Raw genomic sequence first — 13,558 nt, 5'->3', positions numbered from 1 at the left:
CCGAAGAGCTGCTCCCCGCGCCCGCGGGGATGGTCCCGCCATCGCGACCAGCCTCACGATGGGCATCCTCGGGGCGTACTCTGCTCCCCGCGCCCGCGGGGATGGTCCCCGGGCGTAGGCGACGTGAATCCGCTGACCGTTCTGCTCCCCGCGCCCGCGGGGATGGTCCCATCGAGTAGCACCGCCAGTGGGAAGACCGAAAGCTGCTCCCCGCGCCCGCGGGGATGGTCCCGCGGAGAGGATGGATCCTGTGCGCTGGGTGGTCTGCTCCCCGCGCCCGCGGGGATGGTCCCGTGCGTGCGGGCGTGCAGGCGTGCGGATAGTGGCTGCTCCCCGCGCCTGCGGGGATGGTCCCTGGGCAATGCCCTTGGCAGTGCCGTGGTTGGTCTGCTTCCCGCGCCCGCGGGGATGGTCCCGCATTGATCAGGAACGTCCCCAGCGCCGCCAGCTGCTCCCCGCGCCCGCGGGGATGGTCCCTCATAGCGCGGCATTGGGTACGGCGCACGGCCCTGCTCCCCGCACGAGCGCGGGATAGTCCCGAGAGTCCCTGCCGCGGTGGCTGGCGTAAGAGCCTTTTCCGGCCTGTGCGGGGGTAGCTGGCCAGCAGGATCGCCGTCTATGCGCCCTGCCCGACTGCGCGTGCGTGTTGTCCGCGGACAACACGCACGCGCAGTCAGCGTCGCCAGGTCCGCAGTATTGCTGCGACGCGCGCTGCTGTGCACTTCGGGTCGTACAGCTCACGTGCCAGTTCAGACAGCTGTTCCCGTGTCGGTACCACGGGGACCCCACTGGCCTCCAGGTACATCACGGCGACGGCGCAGGCCACGCTCAGGTTGGACTGCTCCAGCCAGCGCAGCCGCCCCAAGGTGTGTACCAGGGCTGCGGCTCTCGCGAAGGCGCCCTGGTAGACGGGGGTCTCCAGAAGCTCGGCGCGGTGGCGAGCGACGGCGGCGAGAGGGACTCCCAGGTCCTCAGGGGCGGGGTCGTGGTGGCCGGCGCGCTCGGCCACTTCGAGGATCCAGGACAGATCTACGTGCAGGGACATGCTCACGCAGCGGCACTCCGGCTGGGCGCGGGGGAGTGCTGGGTGTCGAGATCCCTCTCGAGAGCGTCGAGGAACGAGCCGTGCTCGTCCAGGAGGCGCTGGGCGCTCGCCATCCCGGAGGCCCGGGCGCCTGAGGTGTCCTCGGCGATGAGCCGCTCGATGTACCGGTTGAAGTCCAGGCCGCGAGCTGCCGCGGCGTCCTTTCCGGCTGCGAGCACTCCCGGCTCGAGCCGGAGCTGGGTCTGCTTCTTCTGGGATGACATACATTCAAGGTAGCAGGGTGGTAGCAGCAAGGTAAGGGCAGGCCGGCTGCTCGTAGGTAGGCCCCGGTGCGCCCGAGGCCGAGAAACCCGTGCGGCTCTCTCCTCGTCACCGCCGCTTGGGCGCTACTGCCGGTCATGGTCCGAGAGCGCCGCCGGGAGAGCAGTTGGGGGCGCCGGGTGGCCAGGACGATGGCCACCGGACCACCCATGCTGTGCGCGATCAGTGTCGGGCGACACGAGATTGTCAGTGTTCGGCGACACGGGGTGTGGCAGTGGTGTGGCGGCTTCGTCGCGGGAGGCCGGTGGGCGGTTGGGGAGTGGCCGATGCCCGAGTGCGTGCGGGTGCTATCCGTGGAGGACGAGGTAGACGGAGAGGGTGGCCAGGGTGAGGACCATGGCCTTTTTGAGGCTGCGTGTGGGGAGGGTCCGGGCGATTTTCCAGCCGAGGAGGACGCCGGCGAGTTCGGGGATGCCGACCACCAGGGCCAGTGGCCAGTTGATGGCGCCTTGGGAGAGGTAGCCGACGGTACCGATGGTGGCGATGACGACGGACTGGGCCTGGGCTGCCGCGAGGGATTGAAGGAGGGGGACGCCCAGGGCGATCAGGAGGGGGACGGTCAGCATCGGGCCGCCGACGCCGATGATCCCGGCCGCCATGGACACGGCCAGCCCGAGCACGGCCACCACAGCCACCGGAGGGTGGGAGGCTCTGGCGGTCTGGGCTCGGTACTCGCGGTACCAGACGAGTGCGGCGACCAGCGCGACGATCACGCCGAGCACGGCCCCGAAGGCGCGCTTGGAGACGCCGGCGTTCACCATCACCCCGAGCGGGGTACCGACGGCGGCGGTCGCGGCGAGCAGGAGCGCGGTGCGCAGGGTCGGGCGGTCGCGGAACTGGCCGGAGCGGGCGTAGGCGCAGGTGGCCAGGGCGCCGGTGGCGACGTGGGTGACGATTGCGGTGCCGGCGACCTGGGAGGCGGTGAGGTCGGTGAGGGCGAACAGGCCGATGGTGGGCAGGACGCCGCCCGGCCCCAGCGCCGTGATGCCGATCCCGCCGAGGAGCCCGATCAGCCCCAGAAGCAGGAGGACGGAGGTGGTCAGGCCTGCCATCAGCTGCTCCTGGTTGTTCGTCCGCGGTGCACGGTGGCGTGCAGGGCCATCCGGTCGGCCCGGATGTGGAGGGTTTCCGCGTCCACGGGCCGGCCGTCGGCCAGGTGCGTGAGGCGTTCGATGGTGAAGATCGCCGTGCCGGGTGGGATGTCGAGCACGGCGGCGACGTCCGTGTTCGCGTTGGCGGCGTGGACGGTCAGCTCCGCATGCCCCAAGGGCGCCCCGGTGGCCTCCTCGATCAGGGCGAACACGTCCCGTCCGGCGAGGTCGCCGTCCAGGACGGCGGCTCCGATGTCGCCGGTCAGGTAGGTGATGTCCAGCGACAGCGGCATGCCGTTGAGGCGGCGTACCCGCTCGATGTACACGGCCGGTACGCCGGCGGGGAGGTTCAGCCGGGCCGCGAACGGCTCGGGAACCTCGGCGACGACCTCCGCCGCCAGGACCTCGTTGGTCACGGTGCCGGAATCGGCGAGGATCTCCGCGAGCCCCGCCAGCCGGTCCAGGCCGTGCCCGTACTGAGGCCGCACCACACTGGTGCCAACCCCCCGGCGCCGCACGATCAGCCCCTCCTCCCGCAGCAGCCCCAAGGCCTCCCGCACCGCGTTACGGGAGGCGCCCATCTCCGCGGCCAGGGCGATCTCCTCGGGAACCCCCTCATCGAAGTCCCCCGCGCCGATCCGGCGGCGAAGCCGATCAGCAAGCTCCAGCGCCCGCTGCGCGCGCGGCCGGGACGACGTCCACTCCTGCGGGATCCGCCGACCCACCTGCCCAGAAAAAGATTCCATACCCCCACACGATACGGACATTCGCCAGAGTTCCGCCACAGATACGCCGGAGATCCGCCACACATCTATCTACCTGGAGGACGAGGAGGAGTGGAGCCCCTTGAGGAGGCCGACGGCCTGGCACCGCCCGCGTACGCTCGCACGCGAAAGCACCCCTGGCTCTGCATGCCGGCGGTCAGCGCGTACAGCCTGCGGATGCTCTCCGAGCCGTCACCGCCTACTGACACAGCTCATGTCGCCGACCACTGACATTCGCTGTCGCCAGCCACTGACGTTCTGACGTCGTCCGACAGCAGCCCAGCTCCACGTCCACCGTCGTAGGATCTGTAAGATCAATCTGGATGGATGGACAAAGGTACGTCCTCCAAGGAACGTACCCGCCGGAGTAGTTCGTCTGACCGCAGGGAGTAGGGGAGAGGCAGAGCAGGTGGCCTGGGTCAGTCGGATCGTGGACATGGAGCAGGTCGAATACCGCCTCTCCGGGAACGCCGGCTGTTACGTGCGGTGTGGCGGCCAGGAGGCCGATGACGCCGCCGAGCCCGGCATCGACGCTCAGCCCGGCCACCGGATGACCGCCGGTCAGGACAGTGGACTGGTCTGGCTCGGCGACGGTCTGACCGAAGTCGGGCTGGTGGCCGGCACGTCTCTGGACGAGGCCGGCAAACGCGCGGCTCGGGCGCTCGCCAATGGCGTACACCCGCGGACCGGCGAGCGGCTCGTCGGCGCCGAACTGCGTGCGCACCCCGCCGCTCAGCTCGTCGGTGCTCGACTGGTCGAGGCGATCGGACATGCCGCGACGGCCGTGGGAGTCGAGCCGAAGGACCTCCTGGCCGGCACCCCGAAGCAGCAGAAGAAGTACGCCACCCTGGCCCGCATGGTGAACGCGCGGGGCGAGCAGCACCGGTTGCAGATCGACTCCCTCCACCGGATCGCCCGGGCCGCCGGCATCGACCTGGCCGACGTCTACGACGCGGAGGGACTCGTACGGGCCCGCGCCCATGAGAGGGACCGCGTCAACGTCCGGGTCCGCGCCTACGACCTCGTCGCCGACCTCCCCAAGAGCGCCTCCACGCTGTGGGCCCTGCTCGGTCCTCGCCGGGAGGCCGAGTTCCGCTCCCTGGTCCACGAGGCCAAACGTGAGGCGTTCGCCGAGCTCGAACGATGGATCGGTTACAGCGTCGCGAGCGAGGTGGGGGAGCGGCGCCGGATCGCCACCGGCGGGCTGCTCGGCTGGAGCGTGGAGCACCAGTCCGCCCGGCCCGTCGACGACACTCCTGGCGACCCGCACCTGCACGTGCATCTGGTCATCGCCAACATCGCCCGATGCGAGGACGGCGTCTGGCGCGTCATCGCCAACGGTGGCATGGATCTGCACCGGCACGCGCGGGCCTTCGACGCCCTCTTCAAGGCCCGCGTCCGCGCTCTGGCGAGCGAGCGGTTCGGTGTGCGGTACGAACGCGACGGCCGTACCCGGGCCTGGGAGGTCCGGGGTATCCCGGCCGAGCTGCGCACGCACTACTCCCGCCGCGCGGCCCAGGTCGACGCGCTGGCGGGAGCCGACGCCGGCCGCGACGAGAAGCTCCGGGTCTCGGCCGAGACCCGGCACGCCAAGCATGACGAGGGTGACATCGACCTGCACGCCCACTGGCGTCAGCGCGCGGCGGCCCTCGGTATCGACGTCGACGCGATGATCGCGGCCGCCGCGCCCGGCCCCGGGCCGTCCGGCGGGCTCAGGGCCGGCGGATCGACAGGCCCGCAGATCCCGCCGCCCGACGCGATCGCCCGCAACGTCTTCGACCCCGAGCACGGGCTGACAAGCAGCGCCAAGGACTTTCGTCGCGCCGAACTCCTCGCGGCCGTCGCCAACGCCTGTCCGTACGGCCTCGAAACGACCGCGCTCGACGAACTGACCGAGCAGGTTCTCGCCGTACCCGGCTACGCCCGGCCTCTCCCGCACCGCGGCTCGACTGCCATGAGCAACACCGGCCGCTACACCACGCAGGACATCCTCGACGCCGAGCAGGCCATCGTGGATCATGCCCGCTCCCGGTACGCGAGCGGCTCGGCCCAGCTGACCGAGGACCAGGCCGCCGCCGCGCTGGGGGTTTTCGAGGTCGCCTCCGGGTTCGCGCTCGATGCCGTGCAGCGTGCCACCGTCCGGAGGCTCCTGACCGCCGGCCACGGTGTCGACGCCGTCGTCGGCCCGGCCGGAGCGGGTAAGACCTCGCTGCTGGAAGCCTGCCGCATCGGTTGGGACGCCGTCGGCATGACCCACGCGGGCGCCTCTCTCTCCGCCGTGCTCGCACAGAATCTGTTCGAGGGCTCCGGCATTCCTGTACGCACCGTGGCCTCCTGGACGCAGCGCATCGACAGCGGCGAGGGCCTGCGTGGGATCGACGTACTTGTGCTCGATGACGCGGTTCTGACCGACGACCGTTCGCTGGCACGCTTGCTGACCGCGGCAGCCGCGACGGGCACGAAGGTCATCGGAGTCGGCGCCCCCCGGCAACTGCGGGCGGCGACCGGCGCAGGCGGTGGGTTCGACGAGATCCACCGTCTTGTCCGCGGCGCCGTCCTGCACACCAACCGTCGTCAGAAGGACGCTGTCGAGCGCCTGGCCCTGGAAGCCTGGCGGGACGGCGCCCGGGACAAGGCCTTGCGCATGCTCGCCGACGGCGGCCGTGTGCACGCCACCGAGACTGCCGAGCAGGCGCATACGGAGATCCTGGCCGCCTGGAATCAGCAGCGTCGCCGATGGCCCGAGCCGCAGGACATGGCCGCGTACCTCGTCCTGCTGGCCGCACGAAATGCCGACGTGGGCACCCTCAACGCCGGAGCACAGGCCCTCAGGAGCGCTGCCGGAGAGCTCGGCGCCACTCACACCTACGCCCTGCCGCGCGGTGAGCAGATCACTCTCGCCGTCGGTGACATCGTGCGAGTACTACAGGGAGGTCCCCGACGGCGGCGCGGCACAGGCCCGGATGCGCCGACCGGCTACCGCGCCGTCGTCACCGCTCTCGATGGCGAGCACAACGTGCAGGTCACCTGGTGGCGCGGGGACGGTGCCCCTGGCCAGGCATGGTTGAGCCCCGGGCAGATCGGGCACGGAGCCCTGTCGCTGGGCTACGCGATGACCGTCGCCGATTCCCAAGGGCTCGTCGCCGAGACGTCCCTGCTGTACGGACTCGGCGCCGACGCGTACGCGCTCTACCCCGGCATCACCCGCGCCCGCGGCGAGAATCATCTGTGGTTGGCCACAGCGGCGTTGAAGAACGAGGAGACCAGGGCGGCCAGGCCGGGCGAAGCCGGCAGCGAGCCCGAGCGCCTCGATCGCGCCCTGCGCGCCTGCGCGGCCCTGTTGAAGCAGGACCGGCCGGAGACCGCGATCAGTGACCAGCTGCGCGCAGCCCCGGACTCGGTTCCCGCGGCCGCAGGTGACCTGAGGTTCCCCAGCTGGGACGACCGGGAGACCCGCCCGTACGGTGCCCTGACCGATCCGGATCTCGCGTCGAAGGCGGCTTCGCTGATCCGCCGGGCAGCGGCGGCCGACCGGAGAGCGAGGGAACACGGTCGAGCGTCCACCGAACCGGCAACGCAGCACCCCGGCCGACAGATCGCCGACGACGCCAGAGACCTCATCGATACGGCAGACCGGTTGATCCGCCAGTCACACCAGGACGCCGACGCGGCGGAGCGCGCCGGCGCCGCCGCTGCCGGCGCGCGTGACGTCTGCGCCAGCCTCCAGCGGGCCACCGGACGCAGCCGTATCTCCTTGCGCCTCGCGGGCACCTCCCGGGCGGAACAGCAGCAGCTCATCGCGCAGTACACGCAGCAGGCCGAGGCGGCGGACCGTGAGCACGAGACGTCCACCCGGGCGGCCGCCGATGCCCGGCGTGAGGCAGAGCGGATCCTGGCGTCCTCCCCGTACACGAAGGCGCTGCGCGACGAGGCGAGGGGAGGCACGGGCTCAGCGGTCGTACGGCTCGAGGAGCTGGAGGTGATGAGGCGCCAGCTTCCCGCGCTGGCCCGGCGGATCGACAACGACCGGGCCGAGGCGGTCCGTGCCGCACGCGCGGCCGCCGTTGATCTGCGAGCTCGCGCCGAAATCCTCCGTACGGACGTGGATGGCATGAGGGCGGAGCACGAACTACGGCGTCGAATCGCCGAGCAGGCGCCACTTCAGCACCGCGCGGAGGCTCGGCTGCGGGACCGGTTCACGGTCCGCCAGGCGCAACTGGCTGCTCAGCGGGACCGGATCCAGCCGTCCCGCCATGCCGAGCCCTCCCGCATTCCCGGTGGCCCGAGCATCTGAACGACCCCGCACCGATCTTGCTAGTGGCCCGGCTGATCCCGCCGCGGCAACGACTCGAACACATCACCCACAAACTCCGCCAACTCACCCCGGAGCCGCTCGACATCCCCCAGCTTCACACCACAAAGATGCCCACCACCAGGCAAGATCACTCAAGGTGACGAAGCACTACTGTCCGACGGCCGAGCTCTGTCCCGTCAGCTGCGTGCCGGTGGGGCGCCTGCCGCGGATCGGGGCGAGTCGAACCGCTCGCCCCGATCGGGCGGTTTCAGACGGTGGGCGGGGTGTCGCTCCATGCGGTGACCGAGAGGCGGCCGTTGTCCACGTCCTGCTCGAAGGGGACAACGCTGTGGGAGTTGCTGCCGGTCGGCGATATCTGCAGGTAGTGCGCGGCGGCCGTGTCGGCCCCGGTGTGTGTCCACACCAGGTCCGCGTAGGCCGAGTCACCGGCCTGCAGGGTGACAGTGTGCTCCCCCGGGTCCTGGGCGAAGTAGGTGTTGCCGTGCTCGGAGTGTGTCGTCAGCGCGGTGTGGCCGCTGCCCTCGAGGGCGAGCCCCGCGTAGCCGGAGAACGTGCAGGTGCTGTCACCGGTGTTGGTGACCTTCAGGAACGTCCCGGCATGGTTCATGCCCGCCTGCTCGGTGCCGAGGTCCGTCGTCGACACCTTCAGCGTGCCCGGCTGGCAGACCCCCGCCGTTCCCGGGGTGACGTCCGACGCGAGGGCCGTCCCAGCGCCCGCACCGGCAAAAGCGAGCGTGGCGGTGACAGCGGCGGCGATACGTGCGATAGCCATGTTCGTTCCTCCTGGCAGTTCGTGTTTCGTGCAGAGGCAGACGTGGCTGTCTCTGCACGAACGACTTGCCGTGTTCCGCGCTGCCAATGTCACCGCACAGTCACAGAAGACGTGCGGTGACAATGTTTCGGCTGAGGTGCCCGGAACGTCCAAGAAGGTCGAGCGGCTGATGCGCAAGCACCGGATCGTCGGGATCACCCGCCGCCGACGGGGTCCGGCAGCTGAGCGAGCACGGGTATCCGGCTACGAGCGGTCGCCCTGGGCGTGAGGACGGCAGCGTCTGCTACAGCCCCCTTCGTCGTAGCAGCACCTGCGGCTGTGGTGGCCGGAGTCGGGGCTGGACCGGCCTGACCGTCGCCTTCCGGGGCTGTGTCCAGCCTCGGGCGGCGGTGGCCGCCAGGCCTCGGTGGGCCGTGGCGTCCAGCAGTGCTCGTGGTACGGGCACGCCCGCCTGGTCGGCGATGTCGAGAAGCGAGACCGCCGATGCCTGCTCAGCAGGCAGGACCGCCGTGTACGGAGCGGCCAACGCCTTCAGCTGCTGAGGGGCGATCGGACGGAAGCGGTGGTCCTTCAGCCCGGGCGCCTTCAGCCCGGGCGCCTGGTGCTCGAAGACATCGGTGACGAGGCCGCCTCGTGCCCGGTTCACGGCCTGCGGCGCGGCGAGAGCGAGTTGCCAGCCCGTGGCGGGAAGCCGGTACAAGGCGGCGGCCAGAGCTCCCGGGCCCCGTGCGTCCGCGAGGATGGCCGCCCCCTTCCGGGGGTCGGGCCGGGTGGTGAGCTCGGGCCGCCACTCGGCGCCGTACAGCAGCTGCCCCACGCGGACCGCTGCGGTACGGGCGATCACCGTGGACGGGTGGGGGAGGACCTGGGGCAGGCGCACCACCTCGCCGCGGCGGACGACCTCGTAGCTGGGAGCAGGCAGCTTGGGGTGGGACCGGGGGTCGGCGGTGTCCACGATCCGCTGCCATGCCGTAGCCGACTTCTGCCAGGCCTGCGCGGACCCGCGCAGTGCTTCCGCGCTCTGCCGCAGGCCGGCGGCAGTCTGCTCCGGCAGTTCCTCGGCGGCCCTGAGCAGGACGCGGCCGGCCAGGAGGCGCTGCATGGCCGTCCAGCGGGCCAGCTGCTGGAGATCCGATCCGCTCATGCGGTGGTCGGAGCGGTGATGCAGCGTCTCGAACGCGGCCCGGGACAGCCGGTCGCAGTCCTCGGCGAGGTGCGCCGTTACGTCCTGGGGCCGGTCCGCGGAGTCCGTCTGGACCGGGTCGACGGGAAGCATCAGAGGGAGTGCGCCGATCGCGGCGTCCGCGTCGCGCGTACCGTCCCTGCCGAAGACCGAGGCCTCGGAGAGGAACCGGCGGACGTCGGCGAACGCCCCGGCCGCGGACGGGTCCAGGGTGTCCCGGGCCAGGGAGGACGCCACCTGGGCCGCGCCCCAGGCGAGCTCGGCGCAGCGGCGGGTGAGGTAGTGATGGGCCGGGCCTGTGGTCAGTGCGTACGCGTACGCACTGAGCGGCACCCGGTCGGGGCCGTGGTGGCTCTGGATGACGTCGCGTACCGCTTCGACCGCGGCGGACGCATCGAGGAGGTGGCTCTCAGCCGGAGCGGTGCCGGGCGTGCCGAGCGTGTCGGGCGAGGGCAGCAGACGTTGCGCGGACTGCAGGACATCACCGGCCCGGCCCACGCGAAAGGCGAGATCGTTCGTCACGGCCGACCGCGGGGTGTCCACCTTGTCCAGCGCCAGGGGCCCGACGAGGGCGGTGAGGAACCGGTCGAGGTGACCGGCGGTGGCCGCACGGTCGGGTGAGGGCGCCGCAGCCGCCGTCCGCAGCCGGTCACCGGCGGTGTCGAAGAGCTCGTCCAGCGTCGCCACTACTGCCCCCGTACGGCAGCCAGCGCCCGCGCGGCCGTGGCCGCGTGCTCGGCGGCCTCGCCCAACTGGGCGTCGGTTCCGGCGAGGGCGGCGAGCGCACCGTGGGTTCTGCCCAGGAGGCTGACGTAGGGGGCGAGGCCGCCGGGGCCGTCCTGGATCTCGCCGGCCTCCAGAGGGATCGGGGGCCCGGTGTCAGGCAGGGGCAGCAGGGAGCGGGCGGCCGAACACGCCTGTGCCGCGGTGAGTGCCTGGAGTTCGTCGCCGGTGCCGTCCCAGGTGACGGCGTCGGCCACGCGGACCCCGAGATCGAGCGCGTCCCAGGCGGCCGCCAGGACCGTGGAGGGACTCGACGCCGCCAGAGCTTCGTCGACCGTGTTCATCGAGGTGTTCAAGAGGGACCTTTCTTCCTTGTGCGTCGTCACTGGTGGGAAGCGTGGCATCGCACCGGCCGGAGCGTGAACGCCCTGTGGATGACACGGCCTTTGTGGAAAAGCGAGCTACTCGATCAGGTGCTGCTCCTGAATGCCTCTGAGCGCTTCCGGTCGCTTCTGGATGCTTGTGGCTTTCTGCGCAGCGTCTGCCAGGGCCTGAAGCCGCTGCCGGGTCCGGCGAGCCACCGCAGCCTGGGGCCCGTGGATATCGCTGACAACGCCCAGAACTTCTGCCCCGAGCGCGGGCGCGTCGGCGTCCGGCACCGTGCGCCAGAGGCTGTAGACCCGCCGGGTGGCCTCTTCGGTGTCGGGATGACCCGGGCCCTGGACCGTCGCCCGCAGCCTGGCGGTGTGCAGGTACCACCCGAGCGAGGTCGCGTGGTCGCCCGCCAGGTACGCCAGGTGCGCGCGGACCTCTCGCACATGGACCGTGTTGAGGTGCTCGGGGCCGTACTCGTCGGTGACGTCGGTGTCGAGGCGGTAGGCCATCCAGGCAGCGTCGGGCAGTCGGCCGCCGGCAGCCGTCGCAGCGATCTCCGTCAGCCGCCCACGGAGCACCTGGGGGATGTGGGCCAGGGTCTCCTTTGCCGAACACTCCTCTTGCCGGCCGCCCGTGCCCCAGAAGGCCGGCGTGACGGTGCCCCAGGGAGGGAACAGCTCTTCGTGCTCGCCGGTCATCGGCCGTCCTCCGGTCTCATGGATCACCACTGCACCACCCGGCGGACCTCGGTGACCCGGGTGAGCGCGCTCGTGGAACCGCGCAGGCCGCTGTAGGAGACGACGCGGGTACGCACCCCGGTGCGTGGCGCCTCGATGACCATGTCGTCGCCGATGTACATGCCGACGTGCCCGGGGCGGGCGTCGGAGCCGTCGCTGCCGGGGTTGAAGACGAGGTCTCCCGGCTTGGGCCTGTCGACGCTGACGTGGGTGCCGATGCCGACCTGGTCGTAGGTGACCCTCGGGATCCTGACGCCGGCCGCCCCGTAGGCCTGCTGCATGAGGGAAGAGCAGTCGCACCAGTGCGCCGAGTCGCTCCCATGCGCGTCGGTGCAGTCACCGCCGAGCTGGTACCAACCGCCCTTCTGCCTCAGCGCCCAGGCGACCGCGGTGCGGACCTCGCGCGGCGTGCCGTCGGGCAGGGCGTAGCCGGCGGGCAGCTGTACGGCGCCACCGCCGGGAGCGGGGGCGGTGAACTGCTTCGCGAGCGCCAGGATGTTCCTGACGTAGTGGTACGTCTGGCCCCCGGCGAAGGTCACCGGGGGGACGCCGCGGTACTCGTCGACCCTGCCCCAGCCCGCGTTGTAGCCGGCGAGGGCGAGCTCGGTGGGTGATCCGTCGTACTGGGAGTGCGTCCTGCCCTTCCGCATGAGGCTGCACATGAACTTCCCTTGTCCGGCGATGGCGTCGGCGGGCTCCCACACACTCTTGGTGCCATTCCCGTTTCCGTCGGTCGCCCAGGTCGGCCAGGTGCCCGGCATGAACTGGGCGATGCCCTGCGCGCCGGCACCAGGGGAGCGAGCCCCCGGATCGAAGTTCGACTCCTGCTTCAGCTGAGCTCCCAGCACTGCCGGCTGAAGGCCTGCGTCACAGTCGGCAGCGGCCTTGAGGATCATCGGCGCGTACGCGGACGGCACTCCACCCCGACCGATGCGCAGACTTCCGGCCGTCGGCCCCAGGCCTCCGTCGATTTCTCCGTCGTCCTCGTCGAAGGCCGCGATGAGGAACACGAGGCCCATGCCGATGGCGACCGGGGTCATCACCACTCCGCCCACGACGACGGCCAACCAGCCTCTGACGCGCACAGTCCCCCTAGGCTGCACCGACTTTGCGCAAACGAACCCGCATGTCCAGTCTTCTTCGCATCGTGAAGCGTGATGCAGCGGGTGATCACATGTGACACTATGCCATCACTGCTAATTACAGGGCATGTTGAGGTTTCGTTCAAACCATCCGGTTGACCGGATATCGCGACTCCGGTGCGCCCGAGTGGGATGAGACGACGAATAGTATTAGCGTATGCGAAGCATTGCCGCGTATGGGGGAAGCGTGGACAGGAAGGCCTTGTCCCCGATGGCGTTCTCATCGGGGATCCGTCTGGTGACGCCGGTGATGGCGGCGACGGGGGGCAGCGGTCGTTCGACCGTGGCGGATCTGCTGGCCGAGCGCATGGCCGCTGCCGGAGCATCCACCGTCGTCCTGGACACGGCTCCGCGTCTCTCGTCCCCCTGGCCGTCATGGACGGCCGGACAGCAGGCAGGCGGACTGGCCGCGCTGCCGCCGGACCGACCGCTCACCCGCTCCCAGGTCCGGCGTGCCGCGTCCGTACGATCCGGTGACGGCAGTACTGACTGGCAGGTGCTCACCGACGGCCGTGACTGGCACAGCCCTCCACTCGCACTGCCGCAGGCCCCGGCCGCGTGGCTGCAGTTGGCGGCCATCGGCGGTTGGCAGTGCGTCGTCGCCGACACCCCGCACCCCGTGGCCCACGACGTCCTCGAGTCCCGGTGCGCCGGGCAGGCCGGCCGGAGTCGGTCCTGGTGCGAGCTGCCGTACGCGGTGCCCGTGCTCTGTGCCTCCGCCACCGCCGGCGGCGTCCAGGCCCTCCAACAGGCCGTCATGGCACTGCACGCCGACGGGATGCCGCTCCAGCGCACGGTGGTGGTCCTGACCTCGCTGACGGACGGCCGTCTCCCCGCCGTCGTACGGGCCGGCGCCACGATGCTGTCGGCGCGTGCCGCGGCCGTCGTCCACCTTCCGTACGACCCGCACATCCGCGCCCATGGGCTGCGTACGGTCTCCCGCCTGCGCTCACGCACGCGGGCGGCCGCAGGCCGGCTCAGCCAGGAAGTCCTCGCGGCGGCCGGAGCCTCATGGGGCACGCCGCTTCCCGACGCACCACGGCCCGCGCCCCTGGCCGTGGTCTCCCCTTCGTAGCCGATCCGTAGACGA

11 protein-coding genes and 1 CRISPR repeat array (1 of these 12 only partly in view) are annotated in these 13,558 nt (G+C 71.1%); of the genes, 2 read left to right on the top strand and 9 right to left on the bottom strand.

Annotated features, from left to right (window positions below; translation table 11 throughout):
* Window positions 1–477: a CRISPR direct-repeat array (repeat unit 29 nt; unit sequence CTGCTCCCCGCGCCCGCGGGGATGGTCCC); it reaches 922 nt to the left of the window's first position.
* A 196-nt stretch (window positions 478–673) separates the two neighbouring features.
* From OG623_RS35055 to OG623_RS35040, 4 genes are all read right to left on the bottom strand, one after another.
* Entirely contained in the window at window positions 674–1,045 is a 372-nt protein-coding gene (locus tag OG623_RS35055; protein WP_331725958.1) for a fic family toxin-antitoxin system, toxin component, read from the bottom strand.
* A 2-nt stretch (window positions 1,046–1,047) separates the two neighbouring features.
* A complete protein-coding gene (locus OG623_RS35050; protein ID WP_331725956.1) occupies window positions 1,048–1,308 on the bottom strand; it encodes a hypothetical protein in 261 nt (86 codons plus the stop codon).
* 345 nt (window positions 1,309–1,653) lie between these two features.
* Window positions 1,654–2,418 carry a sulfite exporter TauE/SafE family protein gene (locus OG623_RS35045; protein WP_331725954.1) on the bottom strand — a complete coding sequence of 255 codons (765 nt, stop codon included), beginning with the start codon at window positions 2,416–2,418 and terminating at the stop codon, window positions 1,654–1,656.
* Window positions 2,418–3,203 carry a GntR family transcriptional regulator gene (locus OG623_RS35040; protein WP_331725952.1) on the bottom strand — a complete coding sequence of 262 codons (786 nt, stop codon included), beginning with the start codon at window positions 3,201–3,203 and terminating at the stop codon, window positions 2,418–2,420. Before OG623_RS35040 ends, OG623_RS35045 begins: the two co-directional genes overlap by 1 nt.
* 427 nt (window positions 3,204–3,630) lie before the next feature.
* Here OG623_RS35040 and mobF point away from each other — a divergent pair, with 427 nt between their 5' ends.
* A complete protein-coding gene (mobF, locus tag OG623_RS35035) occupies window positions 3,631–7,515 on the top strand; it encodes a MobF family relaxase (RefSeq protein ID WP_406152173.1) in 3,885 nt (1,294 codons plus the stop codon).
* A gap of 268 nt (window positions 7,516–7,783) precedes the next feature.
* Here mobF and OG623_RS35030 read toward each other — a convergent pair whose 3' ends face one another.
* From OG623_RS35030 to OG623_RS35010, 5 genes are all read right to left on the bottom strand, one after another.
* Window positions 7,784–8,308: a DUF4232 domain-containing protein gene (locus OG623_RS35030; protein WP_331725948.1), complete on the bottom strand. Its 525-nt coding sequence runs from the start codon at window positions 8,306–8,308 to the stop codon at window positions 7,784–7,786.
* A gap of 283 nt (window positions 8,309–8,591) precedes the next feature.
* Window positions 8,592–10,178: a hypothetical protein gene (locus tag OG623_RS35025; protein ID WP_331725946.1), complete on the bottom strand. Its 1,587-nt coding sequence runs from the start codon at window positions 10,176–10,178 to the stop codon at window positions 8,592–8,594.
* A complete protein-coding gene (locus OG623_RS35020) occupies window positions 10,178–10,570 on the bottom strand; it encodes a hypothetical protein (RefSeq protein WP_331725944.1) in 393 nt (130 codons plus the stop codon). The genes OG623_RS35025 and OG623_RS35020 overlap by 1 nt, the downstream gene beginning before the upstream one ends.
* 105 nt (window positions 10,571–10,675) lie before the next feature.
* Window positions 10,676–11,287: a hypothetical protein gene (locus OG623_RS35015; protein WP_331725942.1), complete on the bottom strand. Its 612-nt coding sequence runs from the start codon at window positions 11,285–11,287 to the stop codon at window positions 10,676–10,678.
* Window positions 11,288–11,310: 23 nt separating this feature from the next.
* Window positions 11,311–12,411 (bottom strand): NlpC/P60 family protein, encoded by a 1,101-nt coding sequence (locus OG623_RS35010; RefSeq protein ID WP_406152171.1) that lies wholly within the window; start codon window positions 12,409–12,411, stop codon window positions 11,311–11,313.
* A 268-nt stretch (window positions 12,412–12,679) separates the two neighbouring features.
* Here OG623_RS35010 and OG623_RS35005 point away from each other — a divergent pair, with 268 nt between their 5' ends.
* The gene (locus OG623_RS35005) at window positions 12,680–13,543 is read left to right on the top strand and encodes a hypothetical protein (RefSeq protein WP_331725938.1); all 864 of its coding nucleotides are present in this window, start codon (window positions 12,680–12,682) and stop codon (window positions 13,541–13,543) included.
* The last annotated feature ends 15 nt before the right edge of the window (window positions 13,544–13,558 follow it).

The sequence above is a fragment of the Streptomyces sp. NBC_01012 genome, from assembly GCF_045162755.1.
In the GTDB taxonomy this organism is placed as follows: domain Bacteria; phylum Actinomycetota; class Actinomycetes; order Streptomycetales; family Streptomycetaceae; genus Streptomyces.
Note: the sequence above shows the minus strand (reverse complement) of the source record. Positions and strands in the feature narration are given on the sequence as shown.

Bases quoted from the DNA above. Each gene is read 5' to 3' on its own strand.
- OG623_RS35045 (WP_331725954.1), bottom strand. From the start codon at position 2,418: ATGGCAGGCCTGACCACCTCCGTCCTCCTGCTTCTGGGGCTGATCGGG.
- OG623_RS35040 (WP_331725952.1), bottom strand. From the start codon at position 3,203: ATGGAATCTTTTTCTGGGCAGGTGGGTCGGCGGATCCCGCAGGAGTGG.
- OG623_RS35005 (WP_331725938.1), top strand. From the start codon at position 12,680: ATGGCGTTCTCATCGGGGATCCGTCTGGTGACGCCGGTGATGGCGGCG.
- OG623_RS35030 (WP_331725948.1), bottom strand. From the start codon at position 8,308: ATGGCTATCGCACGTATCGCCGCCGCTGTCACCGCCACGCTCGCTTTT.
- OG623_RS35055 (WP_331725958.1), bottom strand. From the start codon at position 1,045: ATGTCCCTGCACGTAGATCTGTCCTGGATCCTCGAAGTGGCCGAGCGC.
- OG623_RS35015 (WP_331725942.1), bottom strand. From the start codon at position 11,287: ATGACCGGCGAGCACGAAGAGCTGTTCCCTCCCTGGGGCACCGTCACG.
- OG623_RS35050 (WP_331725956.1), bottom strand. From the start codon at position 1,308: ATGTCATCCCAGAAGAAGCAGACCCAGCTCCGGCTCGAGCCGGGAGTG.